At 46.1% G+C, this 21719-nt stretch carries 24 protein-coding genes; 15 read left to right on the plus strand and 9 right to left on the minus strand.

What is annotated here, in order from left to right:
* Positions 1-22 precede the first annotated feature (22 nt).
* From F8C67_RS09965 to F8C67_RS10000, 8 genes are all read left to right on the plus strand, one after another.
* On the plus strand, positions 23-1513 hold the full coding sequence (locus F8C67_RS09965) for an ArnT family glycosyltransferase (protein ID WP_151667697.1): 1491 nt from the start codon (positions 23-25) through the stop codon (positions 1511-1513).
* A 60-nt stretch (positions 1514-1573) separates the two neighbouring features.
* Positions 1574-2314, plus strand: a complete 741-nt coding sequence (locus F8C67_RS09970; RefSeq protein WP_151667698.1) for a hypothetical protein — start codon at positions 1574-1576, stop codon at positions 2312-2314.
* A complete protein-coding gene (locus F8C67_RS09975) occupies positions 2311-2880 on the plus strand; it encodes a pentapeptide repeat-containing protein (RefSeq protein WP_151667699.1) in 570 nt (189 codons plus the stop codon). Before F8C67_RS09970 ends, F8C67_RS09975 begins: the two co-directional genes overlap by 4 nt.
* Before the next feature lie 23 nt (positions 2881-2903).
* Positions 2904-3224, plus strand: coding sequence for a potassium channel family protein (locus F8C67_RS09980; protein WP_189660812.1), 321 nt, complete (start codon positions 2904-2906; stop codon positions 3222-3224).
* A 74-nt stretch (positions 3225-3298) separates the two neighbouring features.
* A complete protein-coding gene (locus tag F8C67_RS09985; protein WP_151667700.1) occupies positions 3299-4906 on the plus strand; it encodes a SulP family inorganic anion transporter in 1608 nt (535 codons plus the stop codon).
* A 104-nt stretch (positions 4907-5010) separates the two neighbouring features.
* Positions 5011-5334, plus strand: coding sequence for a helix-turn-helix domain-containing protein (locus F8C67_RS09990; RefSeq protein WP_151667701.1), 324 nt, complete (start codon positions 5011-5013; stop codon positions 5332-5334).
* Positions 5335-5400: 66 nt separating this feature from the next.
* Complete coding sequence (locus F8C67_RS09995) at positions 5401-6048, plus strand: hypothetical protein (RefSeq protein ID WP_151667702.1); 648 nt, start codon at positions 5401-5403, stop codon at positions 6046-6048.
* A complete protein-coding gene (locus tag F8C67_RS10000) occupies positions 6045-6707 on the plus strand; it encodes a hypothetical protein (RefSeq protein ID WP_151667703.1) in 663 nt (220 codons plus the stop codon). The genes F8C67_RS09995 and F8C67_RS10000 overlap by 4 nt, the downstream gene beginning before the upstream one ends.
* A 618-nt stretch (positions 6708-7325) precedes the next feature.
* Here the strand turns inward: F8C67_RS10000 and F8C67_RS10010 are convergent.
* A complete protein-coding gene (locus F8C67_RS10010) occupies positions 7326-7916 on the minus strand; it encodes a hypothetical protein (protein WP_151667705.1) in 591 nt (196 codons plus the stop codon).
* Between the two features lie 257 nt (positions 7917-8173).
* On the opposite strand from F8C67_RS10010, the gene F8C67_RS10015 reads away from it, so the two are divergent.
* Entirely contained in the window at positions 8174-8971 is a 798-nt protein-coding gene (locus F8C67_RS10015; protein WP_151667706.1) for a hypothetical protein, read from the plus strand.
* A gap of 33 nt (positions 8972-9004) precedes the next feature.
* A complete protein-coding gene (locus F8C67_RS10020; protein ID WP_151667707.1) occupies positions 9005-9676 on the plus strand; it encodes a hypothetical protein in 672 nt (223 codons plus the stop codon).
* A gap of 5 nt (positions 9677-9681) precedes the next feature.
* On the opposite strand, the gene F8C67_RS10025 is transcribed toward F8C67_RS10020, so the two are convergent.
* From F8C67_RS10025 to F8C67_RS10050, 6 genes are all read right to left on the minus strand, one after another.
* On the minus strand, positions 9682-9933 hold the full coding sequence (locus F8C67_RS10025; RefSeq protein WP_151667708.1) for a hypothetical protein: 252 nt from the start codon (positions 9931-9933) through the stop codon (positions 9682-9684).
* A gap of 102 nt (positions 9934-10035) precedes the next feature.
* Positions 10036-10563 carry a hypothetical protein gene (locus tag F8C67_RS10030; protein ID WP_151667709.1) on the minus strand — a complete coding sequence of 176 codons (528 nt, stop codon included), beginning with the start codon at positions 10561-10563 and terminating at the stop codon, positions 10036-10038.
* Complete coding sequence (locus F8C67_RS10035; protein WP_151667710.1) at positions 10563-11714, minus strand: methionine aminotransferase; 1152 nt, start codon at positions 11712-11714, stop codon at positions 10563-10565. The genes F8C67_RS10030 and F8C67_RS10035 overlap by 1 nt, the downstream gene beginning before the upstream one ends.
* Positions 11715-11749: 35 nt before the next feature.
* Positions 11750-12253, minus strand: coding sequence for a hypothetical protein (locus F8C67_RS10040; RefSeq protein ID WP_151667711.1), 504 nt, complete (start codon positions 12251-12253; stop codon positions 11750-11752).
* Between the two features lie 5 nt (positions 12254-12258).
* Positions 12259-12624, minus strand: coding sequence for a hypothetical protein (locus tag F8C67_RS10045; protein ID WP_151667712.1), 366 nt, complete (start codon positions 12622-12624; stop codon positions 12259-12261).
* 49 nt (positions 12625-12673) lie between these two features.
* Entirely contained in the window at positions 12674-13864 is a 1191-nt protein-coding gene (locus F8C67_RS10050) for a DcaP family trimeric outer membrane transporter (protein WP_151667713.1), read from the minus strand.
* Between the two features lie 220 nt (positions 13865-14084).
* Between F8C67_RS10050 and F8C67_RS10055 the strand changes: the two genes are divergently transcribed.
* Together F8C67_RS10055 and F8C67_RS10060 are read left to right on the plus strand one after the other, a co-directional pair.
* Positions 14085-14966, plus strand: coding sequence for a hypothetical protein (locus tag F8C67_RS10055; RefSeq protein ID WP_151667714.1), 882 nt, complete (start codon positions 14085-14087; stop codon positions 14964-14966).
* 38 nt (positions 14967-15004) lie between these two features.
* Positions 15005-16564 carry a M20 family peptidase gene (locus F8C67_RS10060; protein WP_170266430.1) on the plus strand — a complete coding sequence of 520 codons (1560 nt, stop codon included), beginning with the start codon at positions 15005-15007 and terminating at the stop codon, positions 16562-16564.
* An 80-nt stretch (positions 16565-16644) separates the two neighbouring features.
* Here F8C67_RS10060 and F8C67_RS10065 read toward each other — a convergent pair whose 3' ends face one another.
* Together F8C67_RS10065 and F8C67_RS14320 are read right to left on the minus strand one after the other, a co-directional pair.
* The gene (locus F8C67_RS10065) at positions 16645-19407 is read right to left on the minus strand and encodes a LamG domain-containing protein (protein WP_151667715.1); all 2763 of its coding nucleotides are present in this window, start codon (positions 19405-19407) and stop codon (positions 16645-16647) included.
* Positions 19407-19574: a hypothetical protein gene (locus F8C67_RS14320; RefSeq protein WP_170266431.1), complete on the minus strand. Its 168-nt coding sequence runs from the start codon at positions 19572-19574 to the stop codon at positions 19407-19409. The genes F8C67_RS10065 and F8C67_RS14320 overlap by 1 nt, the downstream gene beginning before the upstream one ends.
* Before the next feature lie 144 nt (positions 19575-19718).
* On the opposite strand from F8C67_RS14320, the gene F8C67_RS10070 reads away from it, so the two are divergent.
* Genes F8C67_RS10070 through F8C67_RS10080 form a run of 3 tightly spaced genes read left to right on the plus strand, consistent with a single transcriptional unit; the run spans position 19719 to position 21717 of the window.
* Complete coding sequence (locus F8C67_RS10070; RefSeq protein WP_151667716.1) at positions 19719-20321, plus strand: KpsF/GutQ family sugar-phosphate isomerase; 603 nt, start codon at positions 19719-19721, stop codon at positions 20319-20321.
* Positions 20321-21097, plus strand: a complete 777-nt coding sequence (gene kdsA, locus F8C67_RS10075) for a 3-deoxy-8-phosphooctulonate synthase (protein WP_151667717.1) — start codon at positions 20321-20323, stop codon at positions 21095-21097. The genes F8C67_RS10070 and kdsA overlap by 1 nt, the downstream gene beginning before the upstream one ends.
* Entirely contained in the window at positions 21094-21717 is a 624-nt protein-coding gene (locus tag F8C67_RS10080; protein ID WP_151667718.1) for a KdsC family phosphatase, read from the plus strand. The genes kdsA and F8C67_RS10080 overlap by 4 nt, the downstream gene beginning before the upstream one ends.
* Positions 21718-21719 lie beyond the last annotated feature (2 nt).

The raw sequence follows: 21719 nt of genomic DNA on the forward strand, positions 1-21719 counted from the left end.
TCGGCTTGATTATCTTTCCGGCATGAATCGCCGGATTGAGTCGCTCATCATCATTCTCCTTCTCCTACCAACCATCTGGATGTATGTACCAGCTGGACACGATTGGGGAGGCGATTTTGCACAATATATCCTTCAGGCGCAAGACCTTCTTCAGGGTACGAATCGTGCCACAGAACTCTACCTGTACAACGCTGATTACTATCGGCTCGCGCCACCATCCTACCCAAATGGACTGCCGCTGGTATTAGCCGGATGGATCGCCCTTTTTGGCGATGGTATTCAGGGCATGATTGTATTAATGACGCTGATATCCGTTCTGTTTGGCCTAGGTGTATTCCGATTGCTAAGGCAAAATTTCAATTTTTGGATTAGTCTCGCCGCCCTCTTCCTCACCATGTACAATCCGTGGATGATTCGCTTCAAAGCAGAAGTGATTGCCGATTTGCCTTTTGCTACACTTATCGTTTGGACACTTTTGGTGTACCAGCGGTCGCTGAACGGCAAACTCTGGGCGCACATACTTACGCCGCTGCTGGTGGGATTGACTATTATGACAAAGGCGCACGGAATCATTCTGTTGGCGGCCTTTGCACTTGATGGATTCTCCCACTTCAGACAACGCGAAACCAGAAAACAAGGCATACGTAGTCTTTCAAACGTGATATTGGGCAGCGGAATCACGGCCATTGGAGTTGCACTATTCTCGGCACCCGGTGGTATTCAATTGGGACATTTCAGCTCAATTACGGCTGACCACGGGGGCTATGGATCGGCTTTCTTTTCAAATCTCATCGGGTACTTCAATATCTATGTCGCCTACTTTATTCGTGATGTTGGTTCCCTTACTTGGGTAGCGGAGGTTGTTGGTCACATCATGGCTTATTCGGCAATCCTCGGACTAGTGCTTCGGTGGGTCAGAAAGCAATTCGGAATCTTGGATTGGGTATTTCTTGGATTGATGGCCGCTCTTCTTCTTTTCCCCATCACAAACGGCTTCCGCTATTTGTTGCCCGCCTATCCTGCATTACTGATTTACAGCTTATCTGGCCTTTCAGCCATTCCGTGGCACAAGCTCAAAAGACCTTGGCTAGCGCCCGCTTTAGGAATGGCCTTGGCCGCCTTCATCTTCTTTAAAGGATGGGGCAAGATTGCAGAGTTACCCGCTATCCCTGAGGGTCCGTATCTCGCCAAATACGATTCATTACATGAAAGCTTGAAAGCCCACACAGATGACCTCACCATTCTGGTCACCGAGAAACCTAGAGTGTTCGGGCTCTTTCATGGACTTCATGCTGGTTCGGTGGCTCCCTCACAAAGTGATATTCATTCGGGTATCAAAAATCTTGTTGAATCTTTCGAGGAGCGGAACGATGGAGAGGTGCGTGGAATTTGGGTTCTAGACATTCATTTCATCTCTCATCCGTCAATTGACCATTACGTTCAAGACGGAGATAAATCGATGGGCGAGAGAATAGATGGAGACGGTTGGACGTTGAGGAAATATGGGAGGTAGGACAATTCAGACAGTCTATTCCCCAGAATTTCAGAACTTTGAAATCCCTCAAACTACTTCATGTACAAGTACTTACTTGGCCTAGCCACACTGTTCACCCTAAGTTGCGGTTCCGATGGAAGTGCCGAAGCTGGCATCGCTCCTGCTTCGACACCAGATCCGGTTGTGGTTGAAAAAGAAGAACCACAAGCTCGTCAAATGGACGTGGTTGAGAAGCTCAGAACCGATACCGTTTACGAAGAATTTGACGACAAATTTCACATCCGTCTGGTGGGTAGAATAGACACGGTTCTCAACTTCGACGATATCCCAATGAAGCTTTTTAGCAGATTCAGGCTGCAGAAGGTTGAGGTGTATAAAGAGAATGGCTTTTGGGTGATTCCGCATCCAGATTATGAGTTTAAGTTGGGCGAAATGCCCTTTGATGAAACGCTCAACGAGGTCGTTTATGTGGAAGGCGATAGCTCCAAGTTCGACAACATCAATGGCTATTCACAGCTCTATGGCATACGCGATGGTGAGCTTCCAAGCACACAATTCGCTCGATTTACTTTCTTGCCAAAAGGTGGAGATGTGAGGTCGGTAACGCCCCACCATTATGAGGATCTCTTCAACGTGAATCTCAAGGGCGAAGGAAAATCAGCCAACCCCCAAGCTTATCGAACCAAAGATGGCGGCATGATTATCACGCTGCGAGGTGGAGGCGAAAATTCGGAGTACCTCGCTATTCTCCTTTTCGCGAAAAATGGTCAACTTGTGAAGCGAAAAGTTGAAACCATTGCCGAGCCAAGCGAATCATGAAATTTATTGATGAAGAAGAGTTTGAAAAACTGACCTCTTCCGACCTTGAAAAAGCCACTTACGAGGCCTGCACTTTTATTGAGTGTGACTTCACCGATGCGGATTTATCTGACATCACATTCGTGGAATGCGACTTCATCAGTTGCAACCTCAGTAATGTAAAAATCGTTGATACCCAATTTCAAGAAGTGAAATTCTCGGGATGTAAAATCTTGGGACTCCCGTTTCATCGATGCAAGTCGATGTTGTTTTCGGTTCAATTTCAAGAATGCCGACTTGAACTTTGCGGCTTCAATGGAATGACACTTTCGGGAACTCCATTTGTAGATTGTCAGCTCATCGAAACTGATTTTTCGGGTACAGATGCGCGCGGTTGCACTTTTGCAGGAACGTCTTTTGACCGATGTGTCTTCGATGATACGCAGCTAGATAAATCGGACTTCAGAAAAACATCGGGACTTCAACTCAATCCCGAATTCAACTCCATTCAAGGAGCCTTATTCAATCCAGGGGGTCTAGCAGGCTTACTGACAAAATACGGGCTGAAGGTTGAGCCAGAAGATTGATAAATTGAAACTACCTTCACGGTATGATTTTCTTTAAAACAATCATTTCATTCTTGCGCGATGCCGAGTATCGAGGCTTGCTGATGACGACACTCGTTATTCTGGGCACCGGGACAGTCGTCTATCATTATGTTGAAGGATGGAGGTGGCTCGACAGCCTGTACTTTTCCGTGATTACCCTCACCACGATTGGGTATGGCGACTTCTCACCTCAGACTGACTTTGGAAAGATCTTCACCCTGTTTTACATACTCCTTGGGATTGGAATAATACTGACGTTCGTCAATACCGTTTTTCATCACTTCAATTCGGTAAAGAAGAACCCCGAAAAACGCCTAAAATAGGTACCACACCCCCCTGTTCTCTCCCCGAATAAAAGCCCTACCTTTGCCGCCCTTTCCAAGCAAACGGTATAGCTATGAGTCGGATTTTCAACAACTTCACTTTCAATCCTAGTAAAGACATCCTTTCGGGATTAACCGTAGCACTCGCCTTGGTTCCTGAGGCAGTTGCATTTGCTTTTGTAGCAGGAGTTCCACCTATGGTTGGACTTTATGGCGCCTTCATGATGGGACTCATCACCTCGCTGTTTGGAGGTCGACCAGGCATGATTTCCGGTGCCACAGGTGCGATGGCCGTGGTTATGGTCCACCTGATTATGGTAGGAAACGAAGTGGGCGACTCGCTCGGTCAGGAGAACCTAGGACTTTCATGGCTATTCATCACGCTTTTGATTACGGGTGTCATCCAGATGATGGCCGGTGTACTCAAGCTTGGGAAATTTGTCCGACTCATTCCTCATCCCGTAATGATGGGCTTTGTAAACGGCTTGGCCATTGTGATTTTCCTTTCTCAGCTTGGGATGTTTAAGGAAAATGTCGGCGGAGAATGGACTTGGATCTCTGGTTCGCAATTGTACATCATGCTTGCGCTTGTAGGCTTGACTATGGCAATTATGTACTTCTTGCCGAAACTTACGAAGGTTGTGCCCGCTGCGCTCACAGGAATTGTAGTTGTTGCTATGATTACCATTTTTGGCGGGATTGATGTGAGCACTGTAGGTTCATTTATCCGAGATGGTGGAGGCGATGGACTCGCGGGTGGCTTACCTACACTTCAGCTCCAGATCTTTGGTTTGTTTGATACGATGTCGGGACATTGGGGAACTATCCTTTCGACGGCTGCACTTTTGGCGGCTGTTGGTTTGATTGAATCGCTCATGACATTGAACTTGGTAGATGACTTGACTGAAACACGCGGATCTGGTAACCGAGAGTGTTTGGCTCAAGGAGGCGCAAACTTCATCAACGGCCTGTTCGGAGGCATGGGCGGTTGCGCGATGATTGGTCAGTCGATTATCAATGTAAATTCTGGTGGTAGAGGCCGCCTTTCTGGATTGGTTGCCGCTGTAGCCTTGTTGATGTTCATCCTCTTTGGGGCACCTTTAATTGAACAAATCCCTATTGCTGCCTTGGTGGGGGTAATGTTCATGGTTGTCATTGGCACTTTTGCTTGGAGTAGTTTCAGAATTCTAAACAAGATTCCGGTTGCTGATGCGATTGTATTGATTGCGGTATCGGCCATTACGGTTTGGCAGGACTTGGCCATTGCGGTTATTGCAGGTGTAATTATGAGTGCGCTCGTTTTTGCTTGGAAGAACGCCACAATGATTCGCGCACGCAAGCGCATGAAGGAAGATGGAACAAAGGTGTATGAGATTTGGGGTCCACTTTTCTTTGGATCTGTTCAAGGGTTCAACACCAAATTTGACCCGAAGAATGACCCGAATCGAGTTGAAATCGATTTCATTGAATCTCGAGTAAGTGACCATTCGGGAGTTGAGGCTATTCGCAACCTTGCCAACAAGTATCTCGATTTGGGCAAGGAAGTTCACCTGACACACCTCAGCCCAGAATGCATCGACCTCTTGATGCGTCGAAATCCGGAGTTCGAGACAATCATTGACCGTTCGATTGAAGACCCGCGGTATCACGTGGCGACGGATATGCTGGACCAGGAGGTGTAAGATAAGGTTGCCTCAAACGCTATCACATTTAACCTTTGCGAAGCATGAAAAACTTGAGAAGTTTCCATAAATGGATACTTTTGAGGTTTAACTTTAAGGGAAGAATGTCATCATCAATAAAATTCAAATCCCTAGATCAACTAAAAGATCGGGACATCGGAAAAATAGGATCCGCTGCACGTGACAAGTACGAATTTGACTTGCAAGTGGATATCCTCGGAGAAATGATTAAATCAGTTCGAAAGGAACGCCAACTTACCCAAGAGCAACTTGGAAACTTAATTGGGGTTCAAAAGTCACAGATATCGAAGCTTGAAAGAAATACTAAGAATGTTACCATCGAAACGGTACTCAAAGTATTTCGTGCACTGCGAGCTAATGTGAAATTTAGCGTTGAAATCCTTGAAGCTGATTTCCGGACGGCTTAGTTCTTTACAACTTACCATTTTGTCAAGAAATCAATTATTACCTTGGGGAGAGCAAACTCTCTCGAAATGTACAAGGCGTTTCTACTTTCAATTTTCACTGGACTCTCATTCGTCTCGCAAGCCCAGAATGCTTTTGGGGTAAACTTCATGGCTGGTCCAGGCTATTTCACCAATTCGTATACAACGGATGATGGTCCTACACCCATAAATTATCGAGGTAGATTGTACCTCGACTTGGAGGTCAGTAAAGAGTCGCCAACCAAGAGATTCTTTAGGATTGAATTGGGTTTGGGTAGACATGCCATTACCGACCGTTGGGAAACCACTACTCCAGACATGCCGGACGGTACCGGCGAATTCGCGGATGTGTATTACTACTTCAACAGTGTGTATACGGGGCTAAAGTTTCGACAAGAGCTCAATGCTGTGAAGCACCTCTCTATTGGTGTAGGGGCAGGATATCACTCCATTCGGTCGTTTCGAATCTACTCCCCAAACATCATGGATAGAACAGTTACTGACATCAGCTATTCGGCCGTGGAAGTATCGGGAAGTGTGCAATACGAGGTACCTATCACCAAGCGTATATCCTTTGTCCCCTCTCTAGAAGGCCAAGTTGCTTGGCAATTTGACGGTTTAGGCGATAATGCGCCGTTGGACGCGATGATTGCTGGGATATACCTAGGTGTAGGATTTCAATACAGTTGGGAATGAAGCAGTTGAATCATATTGTCGTTCTAGTTTTTGCCTTCGTTTGTTTCACACTCGATACGACTGCACAACCATATGAGCGCGTTGCGCATTCATTTGGGGTGAATGCCTACTACGGACCTGCTAGTTGGTACTTGAAAAATAACTATGAAAAAGGCGAAACGCCATACAACTTTGAATTGTCAGGATTCTACGAAATTCAAGTGGCCAAATCTGAGAGAACGGTGGTTCGGTTCGGCCTTTCAATTGGAAGATTTGGAAGTTCATACGCTGGAAATGTTATCGATACAAGTTCGAACATGCAATTGCCTGCCAACCAATTCGTCTACTATAATTATTACGGAGTGAATGCCGGCTTGAGAAAAGCCATCTCGTGGCCATTCAATTTAACCTACATTACCTACCTAAAATACCATAAGGTTCAGACTGTTGATATAATCACTGATTATTTGCCAGATGAGACATACGCTGAGGAAGATTTGTGGGCACTTGGTTTGGCAATACAACTTCAATACGACGTAAAACTTAGCAGGTCTTTTTACTTAAGTCCATATCTCAAATACTCAATGAACGCTGCGTTCACTGATTGGATATTAGCAGGGCCAACTGGTGATTTTTTTGGAGGTTTTTATGGAGGTATAGAGGTGTTATACCGGCTATAATGGAACGAGTCTTTCTTGAATATCACTACTCAATTCGCTCCGATCTACGCCTTGAGTCTCAATTAATGCGTACCGCACTTTTCCATGCAAACACTATAAATCCGGTGATCAAATAATAAAAGTGTAAAGGAGCAGATTCAATTCAATTGGCATACTCAATCATCAGCATGACCACAAACCCAGGTTCCTCAGTATGATTCCGATCCTATCAGACTATATGGATGCTAAAGTTTGGGGTAGAAATGGCCATGAGATTCTAATGTACTTTTGAAGTTGCCAGTAAATCCGGTTTCTGCCTTCAATCCTTTGGTCGTTCAACAACCTTCAAATCAACGAAGCATGCTCTCCTCAGAAGAACTCTTCATCTTTCTCGTGTCGATAGTTCTATTGTGGATATTCCCTGTCGTCAAAATGCGCAAATCAAATCGACGGGCTTTACTCATTCATTTGATTGTTCAGATTACCTATTCCTTGTTCTTTATAGGGTTGCTAGATTCTAACAGCGAATTCGGTTCGAGTCTGCTGTGGCTGTTTTACTGGGTCTTTATCACCCTTGCACACTTGATCGGACTCAATTTTTGGGCGCTTTTTAAGGTGAAAAGAAGCGCCTAATGGATTTCACTTGCTGTACTCCGCAATTAGCGCTGCCACGAAACCGGGTTCGGAATCTTCATCTTCAAATCCTAAATCGGTTGACACCGAGTGGTTGCATTTCTGCTTGACGCCATCAACCGTCTCTTGGTTGCATGCACATCCGATTATCTCACCTAATCCGATATTGATTAGTCCTCTCTTTCGGATAAACCTACAAGAGGCGCAAGGGTCACCCGAACACGTATGTCTATCTGCCATCGTATTCACCCCATACATTACGACCGCATCTCCTTCTATGACTAATGGGATTCCAATTCCGGAGGCATCCGATAGAACGAAGAGGAGTTCAATTTCGGATGAATTATGGGCGAATAGAGCGAGTTCGGAGGCGGTAAGTCCGCTTACTGAACAAAAGGTCTCAAGCATTTCTGAAGTTTGAATCGTGAATGAAAAAACACCATCGACAATGCGACCAACTTGGAGGTTTGGAGTCACGGCTAGTTGGTCAATCGCATCAGAACTTTTCGGTGATGTACGCTCTACTTTTCCACGTTCGCATGACACCGTGAGAAGGAATAAGAACGCAATGAGCGGGGTAAGAACTTTGATCCTCATAGGTACTGGTTTTGGTTAAAGAAAGATGAATAGACAGCCTTATTCAACCCTTCTATTCCGCAAGCAACAAAAACCTCAAGTGAAGTCTGTGGCCTTACGTACTGAAATTTGTCAGTATGACTCGCCGAAAAAAAAGGAAGAGGTTATAAATCGAGAAAGGACAACTGCGCACTCACCAGGAAGCGTCCGACCAAGAATAGCTTCAAACATTCTCCCCAGCGAATTGTCTAAATTATACCCACTAACAGACAATCGCCGTGAAGAAGAACATCTTACTACTCGTCAATACAATTACCCTAATTTTCATGTTGGCCGTAAACGGGCTTGGCGGTTCGGGCACATACTTTGGTAAATCAGTAGGTGAAGTCAGCAATGAAAACGATACGCTCATTACCCCCGCAGGGTATGCATTCTCAATATGGGGAGCGATTTTCCTTGGGCTCATCGTGTACGTAATTGCCCAATGGGTAAATCGGAATACTGCGAGGGCAAACGAGTCGCTCATTCCTGGCGGGTGGTGGTTCGCCGTTTCAAACTTGGCAAACGGACTTTGGGTTTTCGCTTGGGTTCACGAACAGTTTGTATTAAGTGTAATCTTGATGCTCACTTTGCTTTTCTCGTTAACGCAATTGGTCATCAAACTACGACTCGAAATTTGGGATGCTCCCATGCGCGTGATGCTCACGGTGTGGTGGCCCCTCACCTTCTACTTCGGTTGGATTATCTCAGCCACGGTGGTGAACATAGCCGCGGTTCTTAAAATATCCGGTTGGGATGGCTTCGGCATTGCCGAAAATGTATGGTCTATGGTTATGATTGGCGCCGCTACATCCATTTACGTTTACCTTGTTGTGGTTCGTTGTTTGCGCGAATCAGCCACAATTGGAATCTGGGCCTTTGTTGCCATTGCGTACAAGTTTTGGGAGGTTGAACCCAGTGTGGCTTACGCTGCAATTGTGGGAATTGGGATCTTGTTCATCACCACAAACCTCCACGCATACAAACACAGGGCAACATTACCGGGGATTCGAAAGACCCCGCCAGAGTACAAGTAGAATATGTAATTTCGAATTTTAAGTCGCTCTCTCATGAAAACGCTATCTACTCTAGCCCTTGCGCTATTTTCTTCCATTTCGGCCTTAGCACAGTTTCCGGAAACAGACGTGTTTGTTCAGGGACAATTTGGACTTGGTAACAGAATAAACCGAACGTGGACCTCCTCAGAGTCTTTGATAGGTTCAAGTTACGCTGTTGGTATTGGTGCAGATATACACATATTGCGTGCCTTGTCCATCCGTGTATCTGGTGGTTACCATGCAAATGGTGAAGTTGCCGCAACGAGAAGGTATACCGTTGGACAAGGAGGCTTGTTTGAAGTCGATTCTCGCTTTCACAGTTTTACAACGAACCTCAATCTTGGAGTACGATATTGGTTTGGGAAATTACCATTCGCCATCGGCCTAGGTGGCAACCTTCATTCGTTATATCAAGGTAAAGCCGTATCCGAAGTTCGAGTCTTGGAAGAAACCAACGACCCCGCCATTCAAGATGGCACGTATGAAAGCTATATAACATTGGATGAAAAACGAATAGGCTTTGGACCCTATGCCGAGGCCTTGTATCGCTTCAAAATTACGGACCAAATCGGCCTAAACACGGGTTTATTCTACACGTACACCATCTTTCCAGAAGGTGAAGATCACGGAGGATTCGATTTATGGAGTTTGAATGCGAGTATAGAGTTGAGTTATTCGTTTTGACAATTTTACCACCCTTCCATCTCATATTCAAGCTCATCCACATCTGTGAATTTCCCCTTATCGATGGATTGGTCTGCTTCTCGAACCTTATTTACATACTCGTCTTGTGTGAGTGGCTCATCTCTCACTGTGTAGGCAACGATCTCGTCAGCTGAGTTTGTATAACTCTCAAATACTGCAGTCATAATTCGCAGGACGCGTTCATCTGCAGAGTTCACATATTCGTGAAGCTTTTTTCTCAACTCTATGGTACTCATAACCTACATCATTTGCGTTTGTCTCAAAGATAATTCAAACAAAATAGGATCCTGATTTCTCAAGACGTACACTTCTTCAAATTTCAAGTACCAGATTGCCTACTACTCCGAAACAGCCGCAAACGAAGGTCTCACCTGCTTGCCAAACGCGCTTTCCAAGTGCTCAACGTCCCTTTGCGAAAGCCCAATAACTTCAGCCTTGTCTTCTAATCCCTCGCTGTTCTTGAATGAAATTCGAAGCGTATTCGAGCCATTAGCAGCTTTCTGAATTTCCATAGAAATAATACGGCTATTAGCTATCCTAAAGAACTGCTTGCCACGCATCAAGCGCTTTCTCAACGGGTAAACCAAAACTACAACGAGAGGTACAAGACCTACCTCTAAGTAATCTCCAAGCGCATTCCATTCTACACCGAACATCAGTAAAATTGCTCCACCAATCACCAACAAAAAAACGATGCTCTTGAGGTAAGATACGGCTACTTCTTTCCAAGTCTGACTGTATTTCGACTCGAATGCATTCTCAGGAATACTCTTGATACTTTTCCAGTTTCCAGTATCAGAATATGAGATAAACTCGTCATCAACATTGATGAAACCGTGCTTCGTTTCGAACCAAAACCTCTCCATTAGAGTGTGTTGAGTATCTCCGCGCCCCGTTCAAGGGTTTCCGAGTTTTTCGCAAAGCAGAACCTCAGCACTTTATGATCAGTAGGCACATTGTAGAAGACCGAAACCGGTATACTCGCCAAACCCTTTTCAATAGTTAACCGCTTGGCATACTCCATATCCGGTTCATCGGTCACGGCTGAATAATCCATCAAAACAAAATAGCTTCCATGTGAGGCAAGTGCTTTGAATCTGGAGGACGAAACGAGCTTCAAAAACTCGTCGCGCTTTTGGGCATACATTTGTCCGACCTCCCATTGCGAACCGTCTGTAAGAAACTCTGCCAAACCCACTTGGGCGGGTCGGTTTACCGAGAATACATTGAACTGATGAACCTTCCTGAATTCCTTCATTAGGTTTTGAGGAGCGACCGCATACCCGAGCTTCCAACCCGTCATGTGAAAGGTTTTGCCAAAACTATATACCGCAATGGTTCGCTCAGCGAGGGCACTTCTGCTCAACAAAGACTGATGTTTCAAGCCGTCAAAAATGATGTGCTCATACACCTCATCCGCCAAGAGCAGAATGTTGCTATTCTTCACGATGCGCTCTAGTCGGTCTAAATCTTCCTCTTTTAATACCGCGCCGGTAGGGTTGTGCGGGTTGTTAATCACAATCATCTTTGTCTTGTGACTAATCATGTGTTGCAGCTGATCCCAATCGATATGATAATCCGGAAACTGTAGCTTCACATACACCGGAGTTCCTCCAAAAAGCTCTACCAAAGGAGCATAAGCATCGTATGCAGGTGTGAATAGAATCACCTCATCGCCCTCTGTAATAGTAGCGGCCATGGCGGTGCAAAGCGCTTGTGTTGCACCGGCGGTGATGGTTATTTCGTCTTCTGGGTTGAATGCGGTTCCGTATCGCTGCTCTATTTGCTCAGCTATCCGTTCGCGCAACGGCAGCCAACCTCCCATTGGCGCATACTGGTTGTGACCAGATTTCATGGCATTGGAAACCGCTTCAATCAGCTTTGGATGCGGATCAAAATCTGGGAAGCCTTGCGATAAATTGACGGCATTATGCTGTTGAGCAAGGGCACTCATTTCCGTAAAAATGGTGGTGCCAACGCGCGGCAATTTCGAGGAAAGATGTCCGGGGTATTGCATCCTCAAAATGTAATGAAAATAGAATGGAAACCCGACTATCTAACTCGATTGAGCAAATAGATTTTTCGGTTCTGGTCATCAGGACGACCAACCACCATATTCATGTAGTCTGCTTCTTCCTTCAGTTCGCCTCCTTTGCGGATGAACCCTTCCACCAAGGGCATGCAAATCCCCCAAGATCCCGATTGTTGGCAATCGTCGTAACTCGCAATTCGAACCGCAGTATGGTTCCCAGTTACAACGACCGCATATTGATAGCCAGCTGCAACCTCCAAAGCCTTCTCGGCATTTGCCACGTAGAAGGTCAACACCTGATCCGCGTTAGCCTTGGCATCTTCAATCAACGTTTCAATCTGATTTCCCTCCATGCTTTTGAGCACGGCTGGGTTCTCCGCAAATGCTTCTAACAAAGATATCTCTATTGATTCCTGAAGTTCGGGAGTTTCTCCTGAATGAATTGTTTCGACATTGGCGTCGGACGATTCATTTGAGCACGCAAATGCGGCGAAAGCAGCGAGAGCGATAAGTACCTTTTTCATGATAATTATTGAGAGTTTAAGTTTCGTTTTGCGTAGCCAATCCAGATAAAGAGAAAGATTGGAAGGAGGATGAATACGAGAAGCCAGTAGACCTCCAATAAGTCTGGGCTCAAGACGATAAGTCCGACCATTGAAGCAAGTGCGATTATCCCGCCTTGAAGCTCTTTCTTCCAAGCCCACATCATTCCGCCCACGGTTCCTAATGGAAAGAAAATGAAGGAAACGATGTTATCTGTAGACTGAGATTCGACGCCTGTAGCGGTGATTCCAAATTGATTGGAAAACATCGCGAGGATGGCAAAAATTGCGATGATGAGTGCCCACGCTCGAGCGATGTACGTGATGGCATTCAGCCAATTGAATTTCTTCATTGGGGAAAGGTACGAAGACTCACTGCAACGAGCGGATTGTGGTCCAATTCTAGAACGAATACTTCAGCATGGCCTGAATTCTAGAAGCTGAACCTGTAGCAAGGTCTACATTCTGAATATTCCCCCATTGGTACTCAATACCCGTCATCACATGAGAATCGAGCGCATAAATTAAGTTGTAATGCCCCATATATCCATTGTCAAGTGTATGGTCCGATCGAAAATCAAGCTCTCCCCTGTCGGTTCTCGCAAGCGCGAAATTTGTTTGAAGTTTGGGAGTGATGTGATATCCTGCACCTACGGCAAAAGTGATAGCATCTTCTAATACAAACGACCCATCGGGACGAATAACAGCGCCTTGATCGGTTCCAGCGAAGATGAGAATCTGATCCGTAATTCCTCGGTTGTAGGACATATGCCAGGTGACGAAAAGGTCAGAGGTAAGCCCTTGGCGACCATTGAGAACAACTCCCCAACCCAAGGCGGTCGAAGTCGGACCTACTCCAAGTCCGTACCACCTAATTTGCTCAAGCTGTGCTCCCATGGATATCATGCCATTGTCGCGGTTATTCGTGATTCGAATGGATCCTACTGGCATTACGGGCATTGCTCTACCAACTACCGTGTCTGGATTGAAGATTCCGTTGAGGCCAGGCATTTCTGCCGATACACCGAGTTGCCAATGCGGTGTAAAATCATGCTCGTATCTAACTTGTACACTACGCCCGCCAAAGAGGGCATCTCCAGCAGAAAAGTCCATAATGAAAGGGAAAACGCGAAGGTCAGAAAGGTTTGTCCACGTTTGGCCGACCGTCCAGCCTCCATACTTCACAAATGCGTGGCGCAATCGTGGTTGTCCGGCCCCTAAAGATTCGTCAAAGAAGTCAAACTCAATGAAGAACTTCATGTCTCTTCCCAAACCGGTCTTTCTGCGAATGTCAAAATTGAAGCGAGTTTCGCGAACATGCATATTGAAGAATGGTCCGAATGCCGCTTCTGGAACATTATCGGCATAAATCTGACTCATCAACAATTGATTTCTACTTCCCGAACCATTGAAATCGTAAATCGCATCAATTCTAAAATAACCCCCAAACTTCAGGTAGAAGTCGGAATCAGGAATTTTGATCGCTCCGGGAAAGTTGAGTTCAGTAGCACGTGCGCTATCTTCTGGAGCTCCCCGAAGGTTGTTGTAATGGCTTTGAGCACGCAAAGCACTACTGAAGATAAGTGTCGTCATTAACAAAATAGTAGACAGAGTGTGCCTCATTACTTCAGGTCTGTTGGATTAAGTATCAAAGATACCCAAATAGATAGATGGACATTAAAGTTGGCAGGTCCTAATCGATTTTACATCTTAACTTAAGGACAATTGCACCTCAATTGAATTCAGAAATGATAAATTGCAAACATAAAGTTCTCGAAGAGTGCTTGACATCGAACTGACTTCTCTACTTATTATGAAAAAGCTGTTTTCATTTCTACTTTTTATTCTCGTAGGTAACTTCTCCTTCGCTCAAGATGCTGACGGAACGAGTACTTCAGACCTAGCAAAGAAACTAGCGGACCCGAACGCTACATTGGGACAGATGTTGTTCCCGATTGACTACATTCAGTACGGTAATGCGCTCGATGAATCTAGGCAAAATGCTTTCGTAGTCTCTTTCCAACCCTCTCTACCCATATCTATTTCCGATGGGCTGAACCTGTACGTTCGTCCGCTCGTGCCTATCTATATTAGCCAGCCCGTTATTGGTTCCAACGGATTTGAACAACGAACCGCACTTGGAAACATTAGCGCCGATGTGGCTATCGGCAAAACTTGGCCATCAAAATGGATTACTCTTGTCGGAGTTTTTGGCGGATTTCCGACAGCTTCGGACGAGGCACTACGTATGAATTATACAACGCTTGGACCTGAATTAATGGTCGCAAAACTGACAAATTTCGGTGCGGTTGGACTCATCGTAAGTCATGCTTGGGGAATTGGCGGTTCGGATGCAGATCCTTCAACAGTTTCTGTCATTCAAGATAATTTCTGGATTGCTTCAGGGGGAAGCACTACTGCGAGCGTTACAGCTGGACAGTACTTTTACACCATCAATTTGAAAAATGCTTGGCAAATAAATGCGTCACCAACGTATTCTTATAATCACCTTGCTGAAGAAGGCAACAGACTTACTCTTCCGCTAGGTATCGGCGCTCAAAAAGTCTTAAAGCTCGGAAGTCTACCAGTGCGGATTGGCGCACAATATTGGTATTATGTAGATGCGCCGGACAACTTTGGGCCAAGACATCAAATCCGATTTACAATCGCACCAGTGGTACCGTTACCTTGGTAAATGAGACCTTCATATTTCATATCTCAACCTTTCATATCATGAAACCGATCCATTCCAAACTTTCCCTATTAGCCCTGGTAGCCATAATGGCCTCGTGTGGCGGAGATTCAGAGAAAGAAAGTTCAACCACCACCCCCGCGGAAGTCGACCTAAGCGAATTCACCTCCAAACAGATGACCGGTGTAGAGCAAATTGAAATTGACGTCGATTTAGACGCCGCTATTCAGCGTCTCTCAAAAGCCGTGACCTTCAAAACAATTTCCAATCAAGATCGCGACGATTTTGATACCGAAGCCTTCGCGAATTACCACAAATTTCTCGAAGAGTCGTATCCGAATGTGCATAGGGAATTGAAAAAGGAAGTTCTCGGAGACCCACGTCCATATAGCTTATTGTATACATGGGAAGGCACCGACCCCTCACTTGAACCCGCACTATTCTATGCCCACCAAGATGTGGTTCCTGTTCCAGAAGAATCTAGAGACCAGTGGAACCAAGATCCTTTTGCAGGAGCTATTGCCGACGGATACATTTGGGGTAGAGGCGTACTAGATGACAAGAACCAAATTCACGGAATTCTCGAAGCAGCTGAAATGCGTATCGCCGAAGGCTGGAAGCCCTCTCGCACCATCTACTTTGTGTTTGGTCAAGATGAAGAAGTGGGAGGACATGAAGGTGCGCGATACATTGCAGATGTGCTCGAAGAACGCGGTATCGAACGATTCGCCTATGTTATGGATGAATCAGCTCCACTTACACCTGGCATATTCCCTGGAATTCCAGATAACACCGCACTTATAGGCATCGCCCAAAAAGGATTTATCAGTCTAGAAATTGCCATAAGCGGCGTTGGCGGTCACTCATCTCAACCGCCTACTGAATCAAATATTGGTATTCTAGCAAAGGCCATCACAAAGCTCGAGGAGGCACAGTTCCCATACAAGATTCACCCAGCAGTAAGACATCAGTACCGCTACATGGGGCCAGAAATGCACGAAGCTCAACAGCCCATGTACGCTGCCGTTGCCTTCGGAAAAGACGATGAACTTACTGACCTTGAACAAGAGTTCATCAATGAAATGGCAGAAAATCAAGTAACCCGCGCCATGCTTCACACGACGATTGCCACAACTATGTTCAATGCGGGTATCAAAGACAACGTCCTACCACCAACTGCCACTGCAGTTGTAAACTTTCGCCCAATGCCAGGCGATTCACCGGAAGTTATCATTCAGCACGTTAAAGATGCAATTGATGACGATCGAATTACGGTTCGTGATATTTCAGCATCCACACCAGCCACAAACATCGCGAACCCAGAAAGCGATGGCTACAAAATGCTAGAAAAGACGATCCGTCAGATTTACGGAAACGATCTCATTGTTGCGCCATTCTTCGTTATTGGAGGGTCAGATTCCAAACATTTCCAAGCGAGAGATTTTGCACCAGATGTTTTCACAATCACCGCTATTCAGCTTGAGAATGTGAAAGAATTTGAAGGGTTCCATGGTGTAAACGAACGCATTCTTGTGGAAGAATATGCCCGCACTATCGGCTTCTTCTACCAAATACTGGGCAACCTAGAAGACATGGAATAGCATTCAATCAAAAAACAAAAGGGCTGAAGAGGAATTCTTCAGCCCTTTTTTTATACCTATAATTGGAAGATGATCTAAACCTAGAAAGTAGTCATCTTCGCCACTAACGGCGCCTCATTATCCCTCATCCAGCGGAGGAGATACACACCAGCCTGATCTGGACGATTGAAAGACGTCAACTGACCATTCACCTCTTTTACATCGATCACACGGCCACTTATGTCCATGAGTTGAATTTGACCGGTCTGTGCTTGCTCGCCGATGTCTACTTGCCACTGGCCGTCCGACTGTGTTACGTATAGTTCTGTTGGCGCAAACTCCGGAACAGTTATAGCACTTTGACTAACGGCAACCCACAGAGTGCGGCTATCCCCCGCATTGGATTCAAAATACGAATAAGGTGCGTTGAGAAGGTGATGTGTCTTTTGTGCTGTGGAATCAATCAACCAGACATCCATATACTGACCAAAATGATCCTTGTTGTAATCTACGGTGTGCGATCCAGCTTCCCCAACCTCAATCGTTACTGGGTAGGTTTTAGTCACCCCAACAGGAAGGTCAGCCGAAAGAATTGACTGCGTGCCCTGGGTAGTAGGAATCCACATGCTAGGAACATCCGAGTTCATTGAGCGAAGATCATACGCTTCGAGACCTTGGTCCCAGGCATCGGTGGCATCTGGGTCGAAGATTACGAGCACCTGATCTCGAGAACTATCTGGGTCATACACATTCAATCGAAGTGCGGGATTAACTCTCTTGTGGAACACTGAATTTCCGCTCGCCATGCGATCTGCGTATCGATGCGGATTCTTCAGGGTGAAAGTTTCAGAATTTGCATCTGAGGCGGACATCTTCACCCAAAATGCAGTGAATGGGCGAATAAATGAGAACCCACCTGAAGTTGTTGCCGTCGTATTGTCGTGAGATTCCAAAGACTCACCTGAAGCCAGCACCGCAACATATTGTCCAGCAGAAGGATCCCAAATGTGCACACCTTGATAGGCAAAAGGCCATTCCGATGGATTATCCGCACCGCCATCCCCATTGTAGTCATTGAGGAGCTTTGAAATGTCTATCGCTCCTGGATATGGGTTCGCAATGAGATTCCAACCACGGTTCTGAGCTACTTGATCAGCACTTGGATCATAATAATTATAGCACGTTGTACTGTGATTTCCGCTGGCCAGACCCCCTTTGAAGGATATTACACTGTTGAGGACAGGAAAGTTAGCGTCGGATTCGTAAATCACATAAGGTTTATTCACCGCGCTTTCTGTGCTGTCCGTTATTGCGGTCCACCCATTGGCGTTGGTAGTTGCGCCATTCTCCGAAGCATCCCAGGTGAAAATATTCGCCGTTGCCGTTCCGGTGTAGTCTAAGGTTAAATCATCATTGAAGTTACTCGGCTTGCCCGCGTTATTGGGGTTAGAAAAATGACGCCAACCGTCCACTCCACTAGAGAACCTAGTTCGCATGGAAATATTAGGCGACCCAGAAATAGACGCTTCTGCGCTTGTGTTGGACACGCCCCCACCGTAATAAATAGTCAACGAGGCATTGCTCATATTCCAGGTGTTCGACCCAGTAGCTTCTGTGAGCATTAGACCACCATCCTGGATGGTGATTGTGGAATTTGATAAATTGAAGTTGTGACTTGAACTTTTGACATCAAAAATACCACGAATGGTAGTCCTTGAGTTTGCCATTGAGATGGTAGTACCGGTAAAGTTAATTCTTCCTGTAGGGTCGATGAAAAGGTGTCCTTGTCCACACCAACTGCAACCTCCCGGCTTGTTTACGGCACGTATACTCCTCGTTACTGTTATAGTCTCGTTCACGTGAAAACTACCCCCTTGAACTACCAAGTCTCTCATAACGGGAGCAATTGAGGTATGACCGTTAATTGTGGAGTGTGAGCCTGGCCGTTTTAAAGTTGAATCGGCATCACTGGCGTGTGCAAAGTCGATCATTAAGGCCCCCAAATTGAACGCGTCATCACCACCAGCCACATCTATCTGATCATACTCGTGCTTTATGCGGATCTTGGTGTACTGATTTGTCACGTCTGGCACACCTTGCCCGGTAGCCCAAGTACCGCTCACGTACAAATCACCCGAAGCAATAGTATAATACGGTACAGGCGCCGTAGTTCTCACCGAAGTTGGCGTCGTGGCATTAGCCGTACTACCGTTGCTTCCATTCGACACACTATCTACCAAGGTGTTACTTGCCAGCGTTTCAAACGTGAAATATCCTTCCAATGCCGTAGTGTCATCGTCCGCAAACGAGATGGTATCTTGCTGATACCAGAGTACATTCTCCTTCGTTCTCGCCTCACTCCAAAATCTCAATTCATCAAAACTTGCCGAGGCCGGCGTAGTCGGCGAAGTGCTCAATGCACCCAAGTACCATTGACCCGAAGACAAATCTGGATTCCAAGTTGTTTCCACCACAGAATCCGTTCGCGAGCCATCCAGCCAGAGCTTCAACTCATTCCCCGATTCATCGTCCATCACTAACGCCACATGGTGCCATGCAGAGGCGCTTACCGCATTGGTGAACGTACGAGTGTCCGTTCCATCTGAAATCGTCACCACCAAATCTCCACTTGTGAGTTGGAAAGTGAGGTATCCGTTATCTAGACCGAGTAACTCCGCCGTGCCGTCTGTATCGTAGAACCAAAATTCAACGGTGAAGTTGTTTCCGGCACTTCCAAAGTTTCTCTTGGTTTCATTGCCGAGGTCGACGTAATCTCCAGCTGTACCGGAAAGGGTCAACATTTTTCCTTGTCCAAATACGATGAAAGAGGCGAGCGAGAAAGTTAAGAGCAGTAGTTTTTTCATCAGGCTTGGTTTTTCTTCTTCTGATATACGCCGTATCCCACGCCAGCGGCAGCAATCAAAATAAATGGTAATGGTGCAGGTGTGCTTGGGTTACCCGGTTGGGCAAACAAAAAAAGCGGGATGCCCAACATGAGTAGGGCGAACAGCGTCAGTCGGTACGATTTCATTTCTCTCGCAGCTTAGTTGGTCGGTCTTAAGTCTTCTCTCTTCTTCGCCAGAAAGTTAGCATTTTTTTCAACGACCCTACCCTCAAAATCGACGAAGACCGTCAGCCTCCAATTATTCGTACCTTTGAACCAAACTTTTCTTCCATGGTTACATCGCGCATCCAAGCGATTATTGAACAGGAAATCCAAGCGATTCAAAACATTCCGGTCGACGGAATCATCGAAAAGGCCGTTGCCATCATCCACGAGCAAGTGCACCTCAAAGGAGGTAAAGTTGTCGTAAGCGGAATGGGCAAAGCTGGACAAATTGGCGTGAATATCGCCACGACCCTCAGTAGCACAGGCACGCCATCTATTTTCCTTCATCCAGCTGAGTCGCAGCACGGCGATTTAGGGATGGTGCAGAAAAACGATGTGATGTTCCTCATTTCCAATTCTGGAAAGACCCGTGAAATCATTGAAATGGAGCACCTTGTAAAAGAGATGTATCCAGACATCAAGATTATTGGACTAACAGGGTCTATGGAAGGCGACCTCGCCAAGTTTAGCGATGTACTCCTATACACTGGAGGCCCCAAGGAGGTTTGCCCATTGGGCTTGGCGCCAACCACATCGACTACGGTCATGACCGTAGTTGGCGATATTTTGGTGGTTATGATGATGGAGAAAATCAACTTCACAAAAGAAGAATACGCCAAGCGCCACCACAGTGGTTACTTGGGAGTTAAAGCAAGAAATAAAAGCTGATGGGATTTACACTCATTGCCGGCCCATGTGCCATCGAAAATGAAGAAACACCTCGCGCAATCGCCAAGGAAGTGAAAGCGATGTGTGACGACTTAGGTATTCGTTACATCTTCAAGGGAAGCTACCGAAAGGCTAACCGATCTCGCCTGGATTCCTTTACAGGCATTGGAGACGAAAAAGCACTCGGCATCCTCAAGTCAATTGGCGAAGAATTCGGAATTGAAACGATTACAGATATCCACGAATCACACGAAGCAGAGCTTGCTGCGAAATACGTGGATCACCTGCAAATTCCCGCATTCCTCTGCCGACAAACCGAGTTGCTTATTGCAGCCGGAAACACCGGCAAAGGGGTGAATATCAAAAAAGGACAATTCCTTTCTCCAGAAGCGATGACGTTTCCTGTGGAGAAAATTAAGTCTACCGGTAACGACAACGTTTGGGTGTGCGAAAGAGGAGTAACCTTTGGTTACAGCGATTTGATCGTAGATGCCACTTCCATTCATCGCCTCAAAACGCATGGTGTTCCGGTCATCATGGACTGCACGCACTCTGTTCAGAAGCCAAACAAAACAGAAGGTGTTACGGGGGGCGACCCTAGCATGATAGAAACGATTGCACTTTCTGCGGCAGCAACGGGTGCCGATGGCTTCTTTATCGAAACGCATCCCGATCCGAAGACCGCTAAGAGCGACCCACATACGATGCTTCAACTCGACAAACTGAGAGGTATCCTTGAAAAGACTATGGCAATCCGCAAAGCACTGAATTTATGACCATTGCAGAAACGCTCAAGCACAATCTCGAATACTTCAGCGGTCAGGAAATTGACCTTGCCAAAATTAGCGTGACAGCTGTCCTCGACCTTGCCGCGCAACTGAATATCCCGGCTGAGGACCTTCTTCATTGCGACCTAAAGGCTAAGGAAAAGGCTAAGAACATCCGCATGGTGATCATGGATTGCGATGGCGTTCTCACCGATGGCGGTATGATTTTCACAGCAAATGGCGACGAAATCAAGCAGTTCAATGCCAAGGATGGCATGGGAATCAAAGCCTTGAAAAACAACGATATTCTGACTGGAATTATCTCCGCCGGAAAAGAGCCTCGCCCTATCGAAAAAAGAGCTGAGATGCTCGGTATCGATCGCGTTTACGTAGGCACTCGACCTAAAATCGAAGTCCTCAACGAGTGGATTAATGAGCTCGACATCCTGCCAGAAAACATCGCCTATATTGGCGACGACATCAGCGATCTTCCAATACTCGAAGTAGTAGGCTTTTCAGCTTGCCCTGCCGATGCTGTCGCAAGTGTGCGTCAGGCGGTAGACGTCATCCTTCCTCTTAAAGGGGGCCAGGGAGTTGTTCGCGAGTGGATTGACAGATACCTCGTGTAGCA

This window comes from Phaeocystidibacter luteus (assembly GCF_008933115.1).
GTDB lineage: Bacteria > Bacteroidota > Bacteroidia > Flavobacteriales > Schleiferiaceae > Phaeocystidibacter > Phaeocystidibacter luteus.